Raw genomic sequence first — 17,574 nt, forward strand, 5'->3', positions numbered from 1 at the left:
CGTCAGGGCGTAAACACAAGCGCATCATGGCGGAGGTGCCAATCAGCGTCGATCTGACAACCAATCGCCCGGCCGGGCCGTCAAGCTCAGTGGTGAACTGTGGAGGATTGCGGCCGCGCCCAAGCCTCACAGTAGCGGCGCGCTCACTGGCGCACGCAGGCGTGGTAGACGGCCATAGGCGATCGCTCGCAACAGCCACTCGGCAGGGCCTATCGAGAAGTGCCTCAACCACCAGAGGCAGAAGGTGCCGCTGACGAACCAAATCGCAGCGCTAATTGCGGCGAGCGCGGCATAGCCAAAGGTGCCGAAAGTGCCGAAGCCGTAGAACAGGGTGGAGGTCAGGAGTGACTGGAGCGTATAGGCTGTCAGGGCCATGCGGCCGAGGGCCTCGAGGAAGCCAGAACGCGCTGGCGCTCTTTGCTGAAACAGCAGCGCGATAAGGCCAATATAACCGAGGGTGAGGGCGAGACGTGCCGGCTCGTAGCTGGCTGAACGCAGTAGCGAAACCGAAAGGTTCAGGCGGTGAATGTCGAGCTCGAAACCCGTTCGGGCCTGCCAGAGAAAATCTAACGTGCGAAGGGCCAGGCCAAAGCTGATCCCAATGGCTGCCATTTTCATATATTTCCGGAAAGAGCAGTTGCCGGTGAGCACTCCAGAGCGGAAGAGCGCCATGCCGATCAGCATGAAGCTGAGACTTTCGGCAACGCCAAGCCAGCTGTAATTCCCGAGGTGACGCGACGCCCATCCGGCCGCGCTCCAGGAAAGGAGCGGCCCAAGATTCGTTCTTTGGTCGATCTCTGCGCGGCGGGCCGCCTCGCCTGGGTAAACGGAGTTCTTTACTTCCTGTGCCGTCTCCAAGGCCGTTTTTTGTTCTTGGGTTAGCGTTTGTCCCTGTTGTTGCGCTAGCTCCGCCGTTGCTGCGAGCTGGTAGCGGGCAACCCAGGTGCCGGTATCGTAGGCGCGAAATGCGCTGAGGGAGGCAAGAATGATGAGGGCCGCTATCCAGAGCGTTGCTGGCCTTGCGCTTCGGAAGGCCAGCAGGGCAAAGCCGGCAACACCATAAGTCCATAAAATCTCGCCTGGCCACAGAAGCAAGGCGAAATGAATAACGCCGAAGAGAAGCAGGGCGAGACAGCGTCGGGTCCAGATATCGATTGGCGCCACCTGGGGAGTATCTCCCTCTGTGCGCCGGAGCATCATCAGCATTCCCGCGCCAAACAGAAGCGTGAAAAGGCCGCGCATGGCGCCTTCAAGGAACAGACGCTGGATGCTCCAGCCGATCCAGTTCGCATCCAGGCGGGCGGGAAAGGTCCGGCCCTCAGTGCCGCCGACCGTGCCCATGACGATGATGTTGACCGGTAGAATGCCGCAGACGGCAATGCCGCGCAGATAATCAAGAAGGCGGATTCGCTTATCCGCAGGCGTTGGGCCCAGAGATCGCTCTGCGCTCATTATACCTCCTCCCACGTGCGCCGTTCCCGCCAAGACTTGGGATCGCGCGCATGCCCATGTTCCTCACGTGGGATCATGCACCAAATTCTAGCAATTCGGGAATGTTGTTTGTCCGTGCCCTGTCACAGCCTAATCCGCGCTACAGACAGCATGCTGTTGGACTGGAGAGGGATGAATATATTTTGACTAGTTCGTTCGATCGAACTAAGTAGCCATTATGGAACAGACAAGGCCCTCCTTGCCAATCGAGATGCGCCTGCTTGAGGCGGCCATCGACCAGTTTGGCCGGGAAGGACTGGATGGCGCCAGCACGCGCAAGATTGCGGCAGCCGCTGCTACTACCATGTCCGCCATCACCTACCATTATGGCGGGAAGGAAGGACTTTATCTGGCGGCAGCTCGCTATATCGCTGAACAGATTGGCCAGCGCATGGCGCCAGCGCTTGCTGCCTCAGAGGCAGGCGTCGTGGGGGAGCCGGTCTGGATGCGGCGACCAAGGCACTGTTGACCCTTATGGATCGCTTCGTTGAAGTGATGACCGATCCGGAAAGCGAGCGGTGGGCGCGGTTCATCGTGCGGGAGCAGATGGACCCGACCGAGGCTTTCGACACCATCTTCGCGACCATGGGCGTGGTGGCGCACCGGATCGTGGCGCTTGTCGAGGCGCTTGCCGAGGGCCGGTGCGATGCGACCGAGGTGCGGCTGCGTGTACTCGCCATTATTGGCCAGGCGCTTGTCTTCAGAACCGCGCGCAGTTCTCTTCTACGCCTGACCGGATGGTGGGAAATCCACGCAGATGGCGTTGCCGCCATTCAGCGGGTTGTGCGGGCCCATACGCTGGCAATCGTCCACTGTAGTTTTAGAGAGGCAGACCAATGAATAGCCGCCGCCGCGCCATCATTCTTCTCATAGTTGTAGGAGTGATGATTGCGGCGGCGGTTGTCACGCGGGGCTTTGGCCTTTGGGCAAAGGATAAGGACGAGAGCCTCATCCTCTACGGCAACGTGGATATTCGGGAGGTGAATCTCGGCTTCCGAGTCGGCGGGCGGATCGAGACCATGGCGGTCGATGAGGGCGCCGAGGCAGCGCAGGGCATGGTGTTGGCACAGCTTGATCCCGTGCCGTTCCGGGATGCGCTTGCCGCGGCCGAGGCGCAGGTGGCGGTTGCCCGGGCCGAACTCGAGAAGCGTCGGGCAGGTAATAGGCCTCAGGAGATCGCTCAGGCTAAAGCTGCGGTTGCGGCGCGCCAGGCGGCGCTCGCCCGCGCTCGGGAAAGCTTTGAGCGCCGCCGCGGGCTGGTTGCCAACGGCGCGGTTTCGAAGGCAGCTTTTGAGGCTGCCGAGGCGGAATATCTTGCGGCGCAAGCTGAGCTGCGATCGGCCGAGCAGCTGCTGTCGTTGCAGCAGGCCGGGTTCCGCCGTGAGGATATTGCCGCGGCCGAGGCGCAACTGGCCGCCGCCATTGCCGAGCGGGACCGGGCACGCACTAGTCTTCAGGATGCAACGCTGCGAGCTCCTTCACCCGGTACCATCCTGACCCGCGCGCGTGAGCCGGGTGCCATCGTGCAACCGGGGGAGACGGTTTTCACCCTGACCATTGACCGGCCGGTACGCGTGCGCGCCTATGTGCCAGAGCCGGACCTTGGCCGTATCGCGCCGGGCATGCGGGTTGAAGTTACAAGTGACGGTAACCCAAAAACTTATCATGGCATCATCGGCTTTGTCTCGCCGACGGCCGAGTTTACGCCGAAGACAGTGCAGACGGAGGATTTGCGGACGGATCTTGTCTTCCGCCTGCGGATCAATGTCACCGATGCTGATAATCGCCTGCGCCAGGGTCAGCCGGTGACGGTCAAGATCGTTGGTCTGCACCCGGAGGCGCAACGCTGACATGGCCGAAGCTATCGCCCGTGCCGTTGGTGTCACCAAGCGTTTCGGCGAGACCGGGCCGCCGGCCCTCAATTCAGTTGATATGGATATTGCAGCCGGTCACATGACCGGTCTCGTTGGTCCGGATGGCGCGGGCAAGACCACGCTTATTCGGCTGCTCGCAGGCTTGATCGATCCGGATGAAGGGGAGGTCTCCGTCCTTGGGTGTCCGGCGGTCAGCACCGATCGGTCGGCCATTGGTTATATGCCGCAGCGCTTCGGCCTCTATGAGGACCTGAGTGTTCTTGAAAATCTGCGGCTTTATGCAGATCTGCGCGGCCTTGACCCGGCCTTGCGCGAGGATGTGTTGGAGCGGCTGCTCGAATTCACGGACCTGGGTCGGTTTCAGGCACGCCATGCCGGCCAACTATCGGGCGGCATGAAGCAAAAGCTGGGTCTGGCCTGCGCTCTTGTCAGAACCCCGAAGCTCCTGTTGCTTGATGAACCCGGCGTTGGTGTTGATCCGGTTGCGCGCCGCGAACTCTGGGCCATGGTGCAAGAGCTGGCGGGCGAGGGGATGGGTGTTCTGTGGTCGACGGCCTATCTCGATGAGGCCGAGAAATGCGACACGGTTTTTCTCCTGAACGAAGGGCAGCTTTTGTTCAGCGGGCCGCCGGACCGGCTGACAGCCCGCGTGGACGGGCGAACCTTCCGGCTCGCCTTGCCCCAGGAAGAACGGCGGCCTTTGCTCGAGCGGATCACGGCAAAGGCGGAAATCACCGATGCGATCATCCAAGGCAGCGCCATCCGTTTCCTGACCGCGCAGCATGCACCGCCTGAAGCCGCCGCACTCGGCGCTTCTTCCAGCGAGCGGATTGAGAGCGTGTCTCCGCGCTTTGAGGATGCCTTCATCGATGTGCTGGGTGGGGCTCCAGGGGGCGCGAGCCCTTTGGCGCAACACTATCGGTGGGTGCCGGAGACTGACCAACCGGCCATCGAGGCGCGGGGGCTGACCAAAACGTTCGGCGCGTTCACAGCAGCCAAGGATATCACCTTCTCCGTTCCGCGCGGGCAGATCTTTGGCCTGCTTGGCCCCAACGGCGCGGGCAAATCCACCACCTTTAAAATGCTCTGCGGCCTGCTGACGCCAACCTCCGGCGAGGGCAAGGTCGCAGGTCATGACCTGCGGACGGCACGGGCGGATGCGCGCCAGTCTCTCGGCTACATGGCTCAGAAGTTCTCGCTCTACGGCGATCTCAGCGTTCAGCAGAATTTGGACTTCTTTGGCGGAGTCTATGGTCTTAATCGTTCTGCCCGGCGCGAAGCGATTGACCGAGCCATCGAGATCTTTGAGCTGGAGCGTTACCTCACGACGAACGCCGGCACGCTGCCGCTCGGCCTCAAGCAGCGTCTGGCGCTTGCCTGCGCGGTCCTTCACGAGCCGCCCGTGCTGTTCCTCGACGAGCCGACATCGGGTGTCGACCCGGTCACCCGCCGGGAGTTCTGGGGACACATCAACGGGCTGGTGCAGCGGGGCGTGACGGTTCTGGTGACGACCCACTTCATGGAGGAAGCGGAATATTGTGATCGCATTGCGCTTATTTACCGAGCGCGGGAGATCGCCATCGGCACACCCGACGATCTGAAGGCTCGGGCTACCACACTCACAAGCCTTGCCGATCCGACGATGGAGGATGCATTCATCGCGCTTATCAAGGCCTGCGAGCAGGAGGTGGAGGCAGCATGAACACTACCTTCAACGCTCGGCGCTTCCTTGCGCTGCTTGCCAAGGAGTCGCTGCAAATCGTGCGTGATCCCTCGGCCATGCTGATCGCCTTCGCCTTGCCGCTGATCCTTCTGTTTCTCTTCGGTTACGGCGTGTCGCTCGATACCACCCGCACGCGGATCGGATTGGCGGTTGAGGACTCAAGCGCGTCGGCGTTAAGCCTTGCCAGCGCCTACCGTCACTCGCCCTGGTTCGAGGTAACGATGCAGCGGGACGTTACCGAGCTCAGACGTGCCCTTGTGGCGGGAGATATTCGAGGCATCGTGGTGATTCCGGCTGATTTCGGGCGGGATGTGGCCTCCAGGCGGGGCACTGGTATCCAGGTGATTACTGATGGATCGCTGCCCAATACGGCCGCATTTGTGGCCGCCTATGCGGAGGGTGTACGCGCGGCTTGGGCGGAAGGATATTTGCGCGAGAATGGCAGGCAAAACACTCAGCTGATCTCCATCGAGACGCGCCACTGGTTCAACCCTGGCCTTGAAAGCCGGTTTGCGTTGGTCCCCGGTTCCATCACTATCGTCATGACCATGATCGGGACCCTGCTGACAGCCCTTGTCGTCGCCCGCGAATGGGAGCGGGGGACGCTCGAGGGGCTGATGGCCACCCCCATCAGCATGGCGGAGTTCCTAGCAGCCAAGATCCTCCCCTATTTCGGGCTGGCGCTTGGCTCCATGGCTCTGTGCACAGTGCTGGCAATTCTTCTTTTCGGCGTGCCCTTGCGGGGCTCCATCCTTGCTCTTCTTGCCATCGCCTCTGCTTTTCTAATGCCTGCGCTCGGGCAGGGGCTCCTTATTTCGGCGGCCACAAAAAACCAGTTCGTGGCAAGCCAAGTGGCGCTTCTGACCGCCTTCCTTCCCGGTATGCTCCTGTCCGGGTTTCTGTACGAGATCCCCTCCATGCCCAGGTTGATCCAGTGGATCACCTACGCCGTGCCGGCCCGCTATCTCGTTCCGCCGTTGACGACGGTGTTCGTGGTCGGTGACATGTGGAGCTTATTCCTTCCCAACATCCTGGCGATGCTGGGGTTCGGATGCCTCTTCTTTGGTCTTGCCTTCCGGGCGACCCGGCGGAGGATTGCCTGATGGACTGGCCAGCCGTTCATCGCTTGTGGGCGATTATCCTTAAAGAACTCTGGGCCGTGCTGCGTGACCCTAAATCACGGGCGACGCTCATCGCGCCGCCACTCCTGCAACTGTTCGTGTTCGGCTTTGCCGCAACGCTGGAGGTGAAGAATTTCGATGTAGGCGTGCTCGATCAAGACCACGGCGTATGGAGCCATGAAGTCGTCTCCCGCATCGCCGGAAGCCCGAATGTCAGGCACGTTGTTGCGCTGCGCTCCCGCGCGGATTTGCATGATGCGATCAACAATCAGGAGGTGATCGCCGCCGTTGCCTTCGATGCCCGGTTCAGCGCCGATGTGCTGGCGGGGAACACCGCCGAGGTTCAGATCATCCTGGATGGCCGCCGCTCCAATGCCTCCCAGATCGTGGCGGGTTATCTCAGTCAGATCATTAGCAGTGTCGCGGCCGAAGCGCACCCGCGGCCAGACGGGCATGCACCCGTTACGTGGACCACGGTGACCCACTGGTTCAATCCCAACCTGGAGTATCAGTGGTTCGTCATGCCGGGACTGATCGTCGTTATCGGCTCGCTTATGGGGCTTGCCATCACTGCCCAATCGGTCGCGCGCGAGCGGGAGCTGGGCAGCTTCGATCAGCTGATGGTCTCACCCCTGCGCGTTCATGAAATTCTGATCGGCAAGATGACGCCGCCGCTGCTGATCGGTCTTTTCAATGCCACCGTTTATATCCTGCTGATCCCAACAGTGTTCGGGGTGCCGCTTACCGGTTCGCTCCTGTTCTTCTATCCCGCGATGATTGTCTATCTTCTCTCCCTGATTGGCGTCGGCATGCTGGTCTCGACTCTCTCCTATACCCAGCAGCAGGCTTTTCTCGGCTCTTTTCTGGTCAGCGTGCCTGCGGTCTTGCTTTCAGGGTTCGCAACTCCGATCGACAACATGCCCGCGTGGCTTCAGGCGGTAACGGTGATTAATCCGCTCAGATACTTTCTCATCATATCCGAGGGGGTCTTCCTGAAGAACATGCCGGCCGATGCGATCCTTGCCAACACCTGGCCTATGGCGCTGATTGCGCTGGTTACGCTCAGCGCCTCGGCCGTCCTCTTCCGCGCTCGAATGGAGTGAGGCCATGTATCGCCGTCTTGTTCTGCTGATGGTATCCGCCGCAGCTCTAGCGGCCTGTACGGCGGTCGGTCCAGATTACGCGCCGCCACCGATGCAGGTTGCCCCTGAATGGCAATCGCCGGCGGATACGCGAGACATTGATACTACCTGGTGGCGCACGCTCAAGGACCCGATGCTGGCGGGTCTGATCGATACGGCGCTTAGGAACAATTTCGACCTACGGGAAGCTGAGGCGCGCCTGCGCCAGGCGCGGGCGGACCGGGACGCGGTGCGCGGCCGGGCTCTGCCGGCGATCGACGCGGCGGGCTCTGCCACCAAAAATCGCCTCAGCGAAAATGGCCAGATTCCGGTCAACCGCATTCCAGGCTTTGATCCGACCTTTCCGCTTTACGACATAGGCTTCGATGCCTCTTGGGAGATCGACATTTGGGGGGCGACGCGGCGGGCCGTTGAAGGCGCTGAGGCGCGGGTGGAAGCTGCTGAGGAGGCGCGCCGCAGCGTCCTCCTCAGTATCGTTGCGGAAGTGGCCAGAAGCTATGTGGATTTGCGTGCGGCGCAGGCCCGCCTTGCCAGCGCTCGCAACGATGCCGAGGCACAGCAGGAGGTCGCCCGCCTTGTCGGTGCACGCTATCGGGCGGGCGAGGCATCAAGGTTCGATTTCGCGCGGGCCGATGCCCAGGCGCAAACGACGACGGCGGAGTTACAAAGTCTGGAGGTCGATGCAACGGCCGCCGCTTACCGGATCGGGGTGCTGATCGGCCAGCCGCCTGAGAAAATCCCTGAAACGCTGCTGGTCCGTGGAGCGCTTCCCCAAGCGCCTTCAGTCGTCCCCGTTGGCCTGCGGGCGGACCTGCTGCGCCGCCGACCGGATGTGCGTCAGGCAGAGCGCGAGCTGGCGGCAGCGACGGCTGACATCGGGGTGGCAACGGCGGACCTGTTTCCGCGGTTTTCGCTGATCGGTGGGGTGGGGCTTCAGGCAAGAGATACGGACGATCTGACGTCGGGGGACAGCTTGCGTTTCCAGGCTGGGCCCACCTTCCATTGGCCCCTGTTTTCGGGCGGGCGGATCCGGGCGCAGATCCGCGCCGCCGATGCCAAGGCCGAAGCCGCCGCTGCCCGCTATGAGCGGCTGGTCATCTCGGCGCTATCCGAAAGCGAGACGGCGATCAATCGTTTCTCAGCAGCGCAGGAAACGCGCCGGCGGAGTGAAGCTGCCCGTGCCCAGTCGGCCGTAGCTCTGGACTTGGCCCGGCAGCGATACCGGGCGGGCGAAGATGATTTGATCGTACTTCTCAACGCGCAATCTGCCTTTAGCCTCGCTGATCGGCAGAGCGTCGAGGCCCGGGCGGCGGAACTGAATGCGCTGATTGCACTCTACAAGGCCCTTGGGGGCGGGTGGGAACAAGGCGAAGGCGGGGCATAACGCATAAGATGCGAAAGTCCCGCCCGGTACTGCAGATGATATCGCTTTAAAAGAATATCACGACATAAACATGTCTTTATGTCTATTGACTTCAGCCCGATGCGCGGTCAATCTTCGCTGTGTCGTGGTTCTCCGGCGCGTCTTGCGCGTCGGAGCTAAGAGGGAATCCGGTGCGCCATTGGCAATGCCGGAGCTGCCCCCGCAACTGTAAGCGGCAAGCTGAAGTCCATCACGCGTCACTGAGGGAATGCCCTCGGGAAGGCCGGACGGAGGCGACGACCCGCGAGCCAGGAGACCTGCCGCGACGCCATAACGTCCCTGGGCGGGGTGTCCCGGTGGTACGCACAGTTTGCGGCCAGGGGCGCTTTGTTCCTGACTTCTTACGCGCGTCCGCTCGGCCTTTGCCCCCAACATTGAAATGGGGTTGAGCCGATGTCTCTTACTTCCTTACCTGTCAGCACTCTTGGCGTGCCGCGGATCGGTCCGCGCCGCGAACTGAAACTCGCTCTGGAAGCCTACTGGTCCGGCAAGTCTGATGCGGCAACGCTATTGCAGGCGGCAGCACGTTTGCGCGCCGAAAACTGGGCGCGCCAGAAGGCCCTCGGCGTAACCAACATCCCGTCGAACGACTTCTCGCTTTACGACCATGTGCTCGATACGAGTGTCATGGTCGGCGCCATCCCTGATGTCTATGGCTGGACCGATGGCCCCGTGCCGCTCGACACCTACTTCGCCATGGCTCGTGGCAGCCAGGGCGGTGGGCACAGCGACACCTGTTCGCATGGCTGCACTGCTCACAGCCATGGCGTGCCGGCTCTCGAGATGACCAAGTGGTTCGATACCAACTACCATTACATGGTGCCAGAGTTCACCACAGGACAGCAGTTCCGTCTCGCGTCCATCAAGCCAATCGAAGAGTATCTGGAAGCCAAAGCGCTTGGTTATGAGACGCGCCCCGTTCTCCTGGGGCCGGTGACCTACCTGAAACTCGGCAAGAGCAAGGATCCCTCGCTCGATCCTCTGTCACTCCTTGAGAATCTGCTGCCTGTCTATGTGGAGGTGCTGGAGCGCCTTGCCGCAAACGGTGCAACATGGGTTCAAGTGGACGAGCCCTGTCTGGCGCTTGACCTCGACGAGACGGCACGTGCCGCATTGCGGACGGCATACGGCCTGTTTGCGAAGCAAGTACCGCAGCTGAAGGTCATGCTGACGACCTACTTCGGTGGGCTTGACGATAATCTGGGGACGGCCCTCAGCCTGCCGGTTGCGGGTCTCCATCTCGACCTTGTCCGGGCTCCGGAGCAACTGGAGGCCACGCTGGCCAAGGCTCCGTCCGATCTGGTGCTTTCGCTCGGCGTTATCAACGGCCGCAATGTCTGGCGCGCCAACCTGTCCCAGATTCTTGACCGTCTGGAGCCGATCGTTGCCGAGCATGGCGCGGAGCGGTTCGAGATTGCGCCATCCTGCTCGCTCATTCACGTGCCGATCGATCTTGAGTTGGAGACGGAGCTGGACCCGGATGTGAAGGAATGGCTCGCCTTTGCCGCCCAGAAGATCGGCGAGTTGTCTGTTCTTGGCAAGGCACTTGCTGGCGGTCGGCAGACCGTGGCGCAGCAATTGACCGCCTCCACCAAGGCAGCTGAGCGGCGTACAACCTCCGCCAAGGTTCACGATGTGGCCGTTGCAGCCCGCATCAAGGCAGTCAGCCCGGAAATGACAAGGCGGTTCGGTTCCTTTGCGGAGCGTTCACGGCTTCAACGTGCAGCGCTGAACTTGCCGCTGTTCCCGACGACGACGATCGGTTCCTTCCCTCAGACGGAGGATGTTCGAAAGGCGCGTGCTGCCCACGCCAAGGGTGCGCTGAGCATTGTCGACTACAAGGCCTTTCTGCGCCGGGAAACCGAGGCTGCCGTGCGCTGGCAGGAGGAAATCGGACTTGATGTGCTGGTGCATGGCGAATTCGAGCGCAACGACATGGTGCAGTATTTCGGCGAGCGGCTTGCGGGCTTTGCCTTCACCAAGCATGGCTGGGTGCAGAGCTATGGCTCACGCTACGTCCGGCCGCCAATCCTGTTTGGGGATGTGTCGCGGCCTGCGCCCATGACGGTTGAGTGGTGGCGCCATGCCCAGTCGCTCACCCAAAAGCCGATCAAGGGCATGCTGACCGGGCCGGTTACGATCCTCAACTGGTCGTTCGTCAGGGACGATATCCCCCGCGCGCTTGCCTGCCGCCAGATCGCGCTGGCCATCCGCGATGAGGTGCGGGACCTGGAAGCCGCGGGCGCGAAGATGATCCAGATCGACGAGGCTGCCCTGCGCGAAGGCTTGCCGCTGCGGCAGGCCGACTGGAAGACCTATCTCGACTGGGCCATTGAGAGCTTCCGGCTCGCTGCGTCCGGCGTTGCGGATACAACGCAGATCCACACCCACATGTGCTATTCGGAGTTCAATGATATTCTAGACGCAATCGCGGTAATGGATGCGGACGTCATCTCGATCGAGACCTCCCGCTCGAAGATGGAGCTGCTGGACGCTTTCCGGACCTATAAATATCCGAACGAGATCGGGCCCGGTGTCTACGACATTCACTCGCCGCGCGTGCCCTCGGTGGAGGAGATGGCACGCCTGCTAAGCCTTGCGCGCGAGCGCCTGTCCGACCGGCAGCTCTGGGTCAATCCCGACTGCGGCCTGAAAACCCGCAAGTGGGAAGAAGTCCGCCCAGCGCTCGTCAACATGGTCGAGGCCGCAAGACAGCTTCGGGCGAGCGTCGCGGAGGCGGCGGAATGAGCGAGCAGCTTCCATCCGCGCCCAGAATCACGCGCCTGATCGACATTGTCTTTCCGGGCGATACCAACCATCACGGCACGCTCTTCGGTGGCATTGGCCTTGCCCATATGGACAAGGTTGCCTTTATCGCCGCGTCGCGCCACGCCTCTGTGGACTTCGTTACGGCATCCTGCGAGCGCATCGATTTCAAGGCGCCGGCGCGGCTTGGGGAGATCGTCGAGCTGACCGGGCGCGTTGTCCGGGTCGGGCGGCGCTCGCTCGCCGTTGAGGTCGATCTGGTCGCTGAGGCGCTGCTCACAAACGAGCGGCGTTTGTGCGGCCGGGGCGTCTTCAACATGGTGGCGGTGGGCAAGGTGACGGATGGGAGCGGATGGCATCTGCCACCGCTCCCGGCCCAGCCGGAGCCGAGCTTTGCCGATGAGCTCCGCATGGTGGAAATGGTCTTCCCCGGAGAGACCAGCCACTACGGCAGCCTCTATGGCGGCAAGGCGCTTGCCGCCATGGGCAAGGCCGCCTTTGTCGCGGCCACGCGCCACTGCCGGAAGGCGGTCGTCATGGCCTCCTCGCAGCGTGTGGATTTTATAAGCCACATTCAGGAGGGTGAGGTCGTCGAACTCGTGCCGCGCATCGCCAAGGTCGGGTGCAGCTCGATGACGGTCGATGTGGACCTCTGGGCGGAGAACCTGCGATTCGGTGATCGGCGACGCTGCGGTCACGGGACCTTCGTCATGGTCGCGGTGGACGAGGATCATCGCCCGGCGGTGGTTCGGCCATTGGAGGCGGCGGCAATCGGGTAAATGTCGCGAGCCGCTCGCAGCAGGTGGCCCGGCCGCCATTTCAGGCGAGGCCGGGCCATTCCGCGCGGGAAGGCTGTTAACATGGTGGTGGTTGCGCGAAGACGGAAAATCCGGTGTAGAATAACTTCATGACCCGGATAGCCGCATTTCTCGCCCTATTGCTCCTCCTTCAGGCCTGCGCGCCTTCGGCGCCCCAGCCGGAAGAGGCGACGACCGCAGATGATAAGGGGCAATCTCCGCCTGCTGCCTCAGTGAAATCGTCCCAGCAGACGCTGCAAGCCGAGGCGGTGGAACTGGAGGAGGGCAGCGAGGCCCTTCATTTCCGCTACGCCTGGCCAGCCGAGGCCGCGGCGATCCCGGCCCTCAATGCACGACTGCAAGCCGAAGCCGCGGCGCTGCGGCAGCAGGCCCTCAAGGCGGCGCAGGCGGACCGGAAGGAAAGAGCCCCTCAAGGCTTCCCTTTCCATCCGCATGAGGCGGTAAAGACTTGGACGGTCGAGGGCAACACGAACGCCCTGCTTGCGCTTCGGGGCGAGTTTTACGTGTTCACGGGCGGCGCGCACGGCATGTCCGGGTTCGATGCGATCCTCTGGGACAGGACCTATGATCGTGACATAGCGACGATCGATCTCTTCACCGACGCCAAGAAGGCGATGACGCTTCTGGAGGAAGCCTTCTGCCCGGCCTTGAACGCCGAGCGCGCCAAGCGGCGCGGTGCACCGGTGCCAAGCCCGTCCGGACCGGACGACTGGATGAACACATGCCCGGATCTTGCCAAACAGGTGCTCATCCCCTCGGGCGTTAGGGATGGGGCCTTCACCACGATCCATGTGCTAATTGGGCCTTATGAGGCCGGGCCCTACGCGGAGGGCACCTACGACATCACCTTGCCCATAACGCCCGCGCTCATTGCCCTGGTGCGACCAGATTATGCAGGGGTAATCGCAGCGGCCCGTTGAGCCGCCGCGCGCTTGCCGTCAGGCAGCCACTGCTTCCTCGCAGAGAGCCTTCAGCTGGTCGGCGCAGATCCCCCAGCCGGCTTCGAAGCCCATCTCCTGATGCTGCCGCATGGCCTCTTCAGTCCAGTGGCGGGCCCGCGCCGTGTAGCGGGTGCTGTCACCTTCGGGCTCGATTTCCCAAATGCCGACCATAAAGGGGCCCTGCGGTCTGAAGTCGGCCGTCAAGGCATCCGTGACGACGTAGCGCTTGCCGGGCTCATAGGCGAGGTAGATGCCTTCGTTGCGAACCTGTTCGCCGTTGGGGCCGTGCATCACGCTGATGGCGCTGCCGCCGGGCCGGCGATCCTGTTTCACTACTTCGAAGCGCCAGGGTTTGGGGCAGAACCATTCGGGCGCTCGGTCCGTCAGCGCGTGCCACACCACGTCCGGCTTAGCCGCAATGAAGCGCGAGACGCTGAGTTCCCAGCCGGTTGAAGCCGTTGTCATGATTCCTCCTGTTTCTCCATTAATCTCTGTCAGGCGCGCCGAGCGGGAAAAGAGGGCGGTACGGCCTTGCCTCTTCGATGCACCGGGCAACGGAGGGGCGCGCAAGGAGCCGTGTGCGGTATCCCCGAAGACGAACGAGGCTGGGGTTGATCGGGCGCACCCAGTCCGCATAGAAGAGCGACGGCGCGGCGACGCAGTCGGCAAGCGTAAACTCCTCGCCGCAGGCCCAGCCGTCCTTGTCGAGACGCTCATCGAGCCAGGCGTAGATAGTCTCCAGCAGGCCATGCGCCCGTTTGACCCGCGCTGCATCCGGCGTCTCACGGTTAATCAGGTACTCGTTCACCACTGCCTGAACCGGCGTCATGACGTGATTATCGAAAATCCGATCCATGAACCGCACGGCGAGCGCTGCCTGCGGGTTGTCCGGCAAAAGGCGGCGCGACGCTGGATATTCTTGGTCAAGGTATTCGATAATGATCGAGGATTCGATGACCGGGCGGCCCCGGTCCAGCAGGATCGGAAACTTGCCGAGCGGCCAATGTTCGCGGAGTGTCGCAATGTGGTCCGGATGCTGCCCATCGATCATGCGGGGCGTGAAAGGGATCTCCTTCTCCAGAAGCGCGATCTGCGCCTTCCAAGTGTAGGAGGAGAAGGGGTGGCCATAAAGCTCACGCATGGCGAACATCTCTCGAATTTCTCTGGGTTAAAGAAGGTCTCAGGCCCGGCCGCCCACCAACCCGAATGGCGCACCCTGCGGATCCAAACAGTTCATCGCAAAGTCGCCGCCCGGAATTTCATCGGGGCCGGTGGTGATCCGGCCGCCGCCTGCCTCTACAGCGGCCTTGGCTATATCAATATTCTCGACACGGAAATAAGGCAGCCAATGCGACCTATCGGATTTGAGGAGCGGCATCATCGCCCCGATTAGCGTGCGATGGCGGATGAATTGGTATTTGCCCATTGGGCCCATATCCATCTCGCCGTCTTGCGTCCAGCCGAACAGCGGCCCGTAGAAATCCCAGGCAGCCGTCTGATCAGATGTTGAAAGCTCGTTCCAGGCACAGTGGCCGGGACGCGGGAAGTCGTCGGCAAAGGCGAGGCTTTTGCCCTCACCTTGGGGCCGCATGACGTAGAAAGGAGCGCCTTGCGGATCGGCCACCATCGCAATCCGACCGACCATGGGAATGTCCATCGCTGGCATCAGCACCTGCCCGCCGCGGCTCAGGATATCCGCAACGCAAGTGTCGACGTCGGCAACCGCGATGTAGCCGAGCCACGTGGGCCGGGCACCGTGCTCGGCCATCTCCGGGGTGATGGCCATAAGACCTCCAACACTGTGAGGTCCGGCATTGATGATGCGATAGTCGACGCCGGTCTGGCCGCTGTCGGCATAGCGCCAGCCAAGCATGCTTGCATAAAAGTCCTGCGCTGCTTCGGCATCACGGGTCAGCAGCTCGTACCAGATGTAATCACCCGGCCTGTTGGTCTTTGGCTTCTCCAGCGTCACCACCGGCGTGAAACCGCCATAGATCATCCGCATGCCGTCAAAAGGCATGGGGTTCTTCTCCGGATTCAGGTGATCGTCGGTTTTCATCCGCTGATCCATCTCAGCAACAGCAGCGTCCCGCGTCGCTTTGTCAGGCCACTCGACCCAGGAGAACACGACCGTCTCGTTGTCCTTTGCCTGCACGGCGCGACGAAAATCCGTCTGCTTGCCCTCGGGCACGTCATCGCCCCAGCATTCGAGAATTCTGATAGCACCCAGTTCCATAAAGACGCTGTTGCCGAGCCGTGCATGGTTGATGAATGCCTGCTTGTTGGCAGTCGGTACTGCGATCACGAAACCATCGATGTAGGTCATGTCTCTTCCCGATGATCTTATTGATGATGAAATCGGCAATGTGCGCTTGGGTACGCAGAGAAACTGGAGGACGCGAAAGACATAGGCCGGTGAGGCGTCGCCGTACCGCCAAGCCTGGTTGCCCGCGAATCACCTGTAGTTAGCATGGCAAGGGCATTCTAAAAAGCAACTTAAAAGTTATAAAAAGTGACCATTTAACGAAGGGGCCGTGAGTGTGGATTTCATGAGGACCGGAAACTTGCACAATGTGGGGAAAATCGTCAGGCCTGAACCACTTCAGCAACCATAGTTTGGTTCGCAGGAATGATCTTACCCTCGAAGGCGAGGGGAGGGCCAAACGAGGCGGTAATCAGCGCCATGCCGCGCTAGAATTTCGAAAAATTATGCAATTCTGATAACTAAATTGATGAAGAGGCGCATCCGCTTTCTTGCCCCGCTCTTATGCCTCGCCGTGCTGAATCGTCCACTAGACCAACGTCATCGACGTTCATATCAGCCGGCTCCGCTCTAAAACCGACCAGGCCGGCGAGACCGCGCTTTTCCAGACGGTACGCAGCGCAGGGTACCGGCTGAATGGGGAATAGGTTCGCCCAGCGCTAGTCCCATCCGCAGCGTTCCGCAGCACGCTATAGATCACCAGCATCGCTTTGGCGACGATGGCCATGGCGCTGACCATCCAGTATTTCAGGACAGTGCAGTTCATGGACGAAGAGCAGCACAGCCTCGTCAAAGCCGAGATGAATAGCTTTGCCGATCGGTTCCGCCAAGGGTGTCAGGAGGTTGTGCCCTGCACACAACGAGCGACGGAATGGCGCACGATCTGGAAGCGCCGCTGATCTGCATCCAGGCGCGGCTTGCGCCCGCCGTCATCCGCGGGGCACGGATGCTGGCCAGCCACGCGGTCGTGAACCTGATCGATGATGCGATCAAGTATACGCCCCCCAGCGGCACGGTCACTGTTGCGACGGATGTGGATGCGGGCTGGGTGCGCCTTAGCATCGCCAACACCGGCCTCGGCATTCCGATCAACCAGCGCGAGCGGGTGTTTACACGTTTTGTGCAGCTGGACCCGAGCCGTGCAACGCCAGAGGCCTGAGCCTGGTCGAGACCGTTGTGCGGGCGCACCGGGGTACGCTTCGTCTGACCGATACCCATCCCGGCCTGTGGGTCAAGCTCACGTTCGAGAAGATGGGGGCCGAGCATTGTCGCTTTCACTAATGAGGCTGTAATTATTCATGATGATGTAGATACTCAATCCGGTTGGGACGTTGGCATCGATCTGCTTGAGAAGATTAAGAAATTGCACTGCCTTATGCCGCGTGTAACATTTGCCGATCACAAAGCCCGAGGCGATGTCGAGAGCTGCAAACAGCGAGGTTGTGCCGTGCCGGACATAGGAGTGGGGCCGCCGTTCGGGTATGCCTGTCATCATCGGCAGGACTGGCTGTTTCCGGTCAAGCGTCTGGATCTGGCTCTTCTCATCGACACTTAAGACCAGCGCTTTTTGTTGGATGGTGATAGATAGAGGCTAATGACATCGCGCACCTTGTCTACGAACAGCGGATCGCTGGGCAGCCTAAATGTCTCAGAGCGGTGGGGCTGGAGGCCAAGGGCATTCCAGATTCGCCGGATTGTTGTATGGAAAAGCCGGTTACGGCTGCCATCGAGCGGGTCGACCAATGGGGCATCACTCGGTGTCGAACTTACAGTCCGTTCAATCACGGCTGCAATCTGATCATCCTGGATTATGCGCGGTCGGCTTGGCCGAGCCTCGCCAAAGCCACCGCCCAGGTTTACCTCACCGCCATCTCCTACAACCTCAAACGCAGCCTCAGCATTGCCTCTGCTGCTGGATAGATCCTAGTACAACCACGCTAGCGCATGGCTCGATGGCATCGGCCTGTCTCGAAAATGGAGATGCCATCAACAGTCCCGATGAGCCATCAATA

General features: G+C 61.4%; 16 protein-coding genes, 2 pseudogenes and 1 riboswitch. Of the genes and pseudogenes, 13 read left to right on the plus strand and 5 right to left on the minus strand.

The features are described from left to right. Positions 1-126: 126 nt before the first annotated feature. Positions 127-1,452 (minus strand): DUF418 domain-containing protein, encoded by a 1,326-nt coding sequence (locus L0C21_RS15880; protein WP_259279385.1) that lies wholly within the window; start codon positions 1,450-1,452, stop codon positions 127-129. Positions 1,453-1,669: 217 nt separating this feature from the next. On the opposite strand from L0C21_RS15880, the gene L0C21_RS15885 reads away from it, so the two are divergent. From L0C21_RS15885 to L0C21_RS15930, 10 genes are all read left to right on the plus strand, one after another. Continuing rightward, complete coding sequence (locus L0C21_RS15885) at positions 1,670-1,960, plus strand: TetR family transcriptional regulator (protein ID WP_259279386.1); 291 nt, start codon at positions 1,670-1,672, stop codon at positions 1,958-1,960. 5 nt (positions 1,961-1,965) lie between these two features. Further along, positions 1,966-2,331 (plus strand): CerR family C-terminal domain-containing protein, encoded by a 366-nt coding sequence (locus L0C21_RS15890; RefSeq protein ID WP_259279387.1) that lies wholly within the window; start codon positions 1,966-1,968, stop codon positions 2,329-2,331. Beyond that, positions 2,328-3,341: a secretion protein HlyD gene (hlyD, locus tag L0C21_RS15895; RefSeq protein ID WP_259279388.1), complete on the plus strand. Its 1,014-nt coding sequence runs from the start codon at positions 2,328-2,330 to the stop codon at positions 3,339-3,341. The genes L0C21_RS15890 and hlyD overlap by 4 nt, the downstream gene beginning before the upstream one ends. Before the next feature lies 1 nt (position 3,342). After that, complete coding sequence (locus tag L0C21_RS15900) at positions 3,343-5,067, plus strand: ATP-binding cassette domain-containing protein (RefSeq protein WP_259279389.1); 1,725 nt, start codon at positions 3,343-3,345, stop codon at positions 5,065-5,067. Further along, the gene (locus L0C21_RS15905) at positions 5,064-6,191 is read left to right on the plus strand and encodes an ABC transporter permease (RefSeq protein WP_259279390.1); all 1,128 of its coding nucleotides are present in this window, start codon (positions 5,064-5,066) and stop codon (positions 6,189-6,191) included. The genes L0C21_RS15900 and L0C21_RS15905 overlap by 4 nt, the downstream gene beginning before the upstream one ends. Beyond that, positions 6,191-7,312 (plus strand): ABC transporter permease, encoded by a 1,122-nt coding sequence (locus L0C21_RS15910; RefSeq protein ID WP_259279391.1) that lies wholly within the window; start codon positions 6,191-6,193, stop codon positions 7,310-7,312. The genes L0C21_RS15905 and L0C21_RS15910 overlap by 1 nt, the downstream gene beginning before the upstream one ends. Positions 7,313-7,316: 4 nt before the next feature. Further along, positions 7,317-8,735 (plus strand): efflux transporter outer membrane subunit, encoded by a 1,419-nt coding sequence (locus L0C21_RS15915; RefSeq protein WP_259279392.1) that lies wholly within the window; start codon positions 7,317-7,319, stop codon positions 8,733-8,735. Between the two features lie 108 nt (positions 8,736-8,843). Further along, positions 8,844-9,053, plus strand: a riboswitch (cobalamin riboswitch). 114 nt (positions 9,054-9,167) lie between these two features. Continuing rightward, positions 9,168-11,522: a 5-methyltetrahydropteroyltriglutamate--homocysteine S-methyltransferase gene (gene metE / locus L0C21_RS15920; protein ID WP_259279393.1), complete on the plus strand. Its 2,355-nt coding sequence runs from the start codon at positions 9,168-9,170 to the stop codon at positions 11,520-11,522. Then, the gene (locus L0C21_RS15925; RefSeq protein WP_259279394.1) at positions 11,519-12,319 is read left to right on the plus strand and encodes an acyl-CoA thioesterase; all 801 of its coding nucleotides are present in this window, start codon (positions 11,519-11,521) and stop codon (positions 12,317-12,319) included. Before metE ends, L0C21_RS15925 begins: the two co-directional genes overlap by 4 nt. Positions 12,320-12,447: 128 nt before the next feature. Next, positions 12,448-13,278, plus strand: a complete 831-nt coding sequence (locus L0C21_RS15930) for a DUF4163 domain-containing protein (RefSeq protein WP_259279395.1) — start codon at positions 12,448-12,450, stop codon at positions 13,276-13,278. Positions 13,279-13,296: 18 nt separating this feature from the next. Here L0C21_RS15930 and L0C21_RS15935 read toward each other — a convergent pair whose 3' ends face one another. Genes L0C21_RS15935 through L0C21_RS15945 form a run of 3 tightly spaced genes read right to left on the minus strand, consistent with a single transcriptional unit; the run spans position 13,297 to position 15,625 of the window. Continuing rightward, complete coding sequence (locus L0C21_RS15935; RefSeq protein ID WP_259279396.1) at positions 13,297-13,764, minus strand: SRPBCC family protein; 468 nt, start codon at positions 13,762-13,764, stop codon at positions 13,297-13,299. Positions 13,765-13,783: 19 nt separating this feature from the next. Beyond that, the gene (locus tag L0C21_RS15940; RefSeq protein WP_259279397.1) at positions 13,784-14,440 is read right to left on the minus strand and encodes a glutathione S-transferase family protein; all 657 of its coding nucleotides are present in this window, start codon (positions 14,438-14,440) and stop codon (positions 13,784-13,786) included. A gap of 39 nt (positions 14,441-14,479) precedes the next feature. After that, complete coding sequence (locus L0C21_RS15945) at positions 14,480-15,625, minus strand: DUF1428 family protein (protein WP_445557832.1); 1,146 nt, start codon at positions 15,623-15,625, stop codon at positions 14,480-14,482. A 470-nt stretch (positions 15,626-16,095) separates the two neighbouring features. Here L0C21_RS15945 and L0C21_RS15955 point away from each other — a divergent pair. From L0C21_RS15955 to L0C21_RS15965, 3 genes and pseudogenes are all read left to right on the plus strand, one after another. Continuing rightward, positions 16,096-16,209, plus strand: a pseudogene (locus L0C21_RS15955) (winged helix-turn-helix domain-containing protein); the annotation flags it as partial. 78 nt (positions 16,210-16,287) lie between these two features. Then, positions 16,288-16,461 (plus strand): hypothetical protein, encoded by a 174-nt coding sequence (locus L0C21_RS15960; RefSeq protein ID WP_259279398.1) that lies wholly within the window; start codon positions 16,288-16,290, stop codon positions 16,459-16,461. After that, positions 16,434-16,721 carry a sensor histidine kinase gene (locus L0C21_RS15965; protein WP_259279399.1) on the plus strand — a complete coding sequence of 96 codons (288 nt, stop codon included), beginning with the start codon at positions 16,434-16,436 and terminating at the stop codon, positions 16,719-16,721. Before L0C21_RS15960 ends, L0C21_RS15965 begins: the two co-directional genes overlap by 28 nt. 126 nt (positions 16,722-16,847) lie before the next feature. On the opposite strand, the pseudogene L0C21_RS15970 reads toward L0C21_RS15965, so the two are convergent. After that, positions 16,848-17,410, minus strand: a pseudogene (locus L0C21_RS15970) (IS630 family transposase); the annotation flags it as partial. Between the last annotated feature and the right edge of the window lie 164 nt (positions 17,411-17,574).

Source organism: Pedomonas mirosovicensis (genome assembly GCF_022569295.1).
Lineage (GTDB): Bacteria > Pseudomonadota > Alphaproteobacteria > Sphingomonadales > Sphingomonadaceae > Pedomonas > Pedomonas mirosovicensis.

What these genes read in the sequence shown, in the direction of transcription:
- L0C21_RS15880 (WP_259279385.1), bottom strand. Translation starts at nt 1,452, where the DNA reads ATGAGCGCAGAGCGATCTCTGGGCCCAACGCCTGCGGATAAGCGAATC.
- L0C21_RS15885 (WP_259279386.1), top strand. Translation starts at nt 1,670, where the DNA reads ATGGAACAGACAAGGCCCTCCTTGCCAATCGAGATGCGCCTGCTTGAG.
- L0C21_RS15890 (WP_259279387.1), top strand. Translation starts at nt 1,966, where the DNA reads ATGGATCGCTTCGTTGAAGTGATGACCGATCCGGAAAGCGAGCGGTGG.
- hlyD (WP_259279388.1), top strand. Translation starts at nt 2,328, where the DNA reads ATGAATAGCCGCCGCCGCGCCATCATTCTTCTCATAGTTGTAGGAGTG.
- L0C21_RS15900 (WP_259279389.1), top strand. Translation starts at nt 3,343, where the DNA reads ATGGCCGAAGCTATCGCCCGTGCCGTTGGTGTCACCAAGCGTTTCGGC.
- L0C21_RS15905 (WP_259279390.1), top strand. Translation starts at nt 5,064, where the DNA reads ATGAACACTACCTTCAACGCTCGGCGCTTCCTTGCGCTGCTTGCCAAG.
- L0C21_RS15910 (WP_259279391.1), top strand. Translation starts at nt 6,191, where the DNA reads ATGGACTGGCCAGCCGTTCATCGCTTGTGGGCGATTATCCTTAAAGAA.
- L0C21_RS15915 (WP_259279392.1), top strand. Translation starts at nt 7,317, where the DNA reads ATGTATCGCCGTCTTGTTCTGCTGATGGTATCCGCCGCAGCTCTAGCG.
- metE (WP_259279393.1), top strand. Translation starts at nt 9,168, where the DNA reads ATGTCTCTTACTTCCTTACCTGTCAGCACTCTTGGCGTGCCGCGGATC.
- L0C21_RS15925 (WP_259279394.1), top strand. Translation starts at nt 11,519, where the DNA reads ATGAGCGAGCAGCTTCCATCCGCGCCCAGAATCACGCGCCTGATCGAC.
- L0C21_RS15930 (WP_259279395.1), top strand. Translation starts at nt 12,448, where the DNA reads ATGACCCGGATAGCCGCATTTCTCGCCCTATTGCTCCTCCTTCAGGCC.
- L0C21_RS15935 (WP_259279396.1), bottom strand. Translation starts at nt 13,764, where the DNA reads ATGACAACGGCTTCAACCGGCTGGGAACTCAGCGTCTCGCGCTTCATT.
- L0C21_RS15940 (WP_259279397.1), bottom strand. Translation starts at nt 14,440, where the DNA reads ATGCGTGAGCTTTATGGCCACCCCTTCTCCTCCTACACTTGGAAGGCG.
- L0C21_RS15945 (WP_445557832.1), bottom strand. Translation starts at nt 15,625, where the DNA reads ATGACCTACATCGATGGTTTCGTGATCGCAGTACCGACTGCCAACAAG.
- L0C21_RS15960 (WP_259279398.1), top strand. Translation starts at nt 16,288, where the DNA reads ATGGCGCTGACCATCCAGTATTTCAGGACAGTGCAGTTCATGGACGAA.
- L0C21_RS15965 (WP_259279399.1), top strand. Translation starts at nt 16,434, where the DNA reads ATGGCGCACGATCTGGAAGCGCCGCTGATCTGCATCCAGGCGCGGCTT.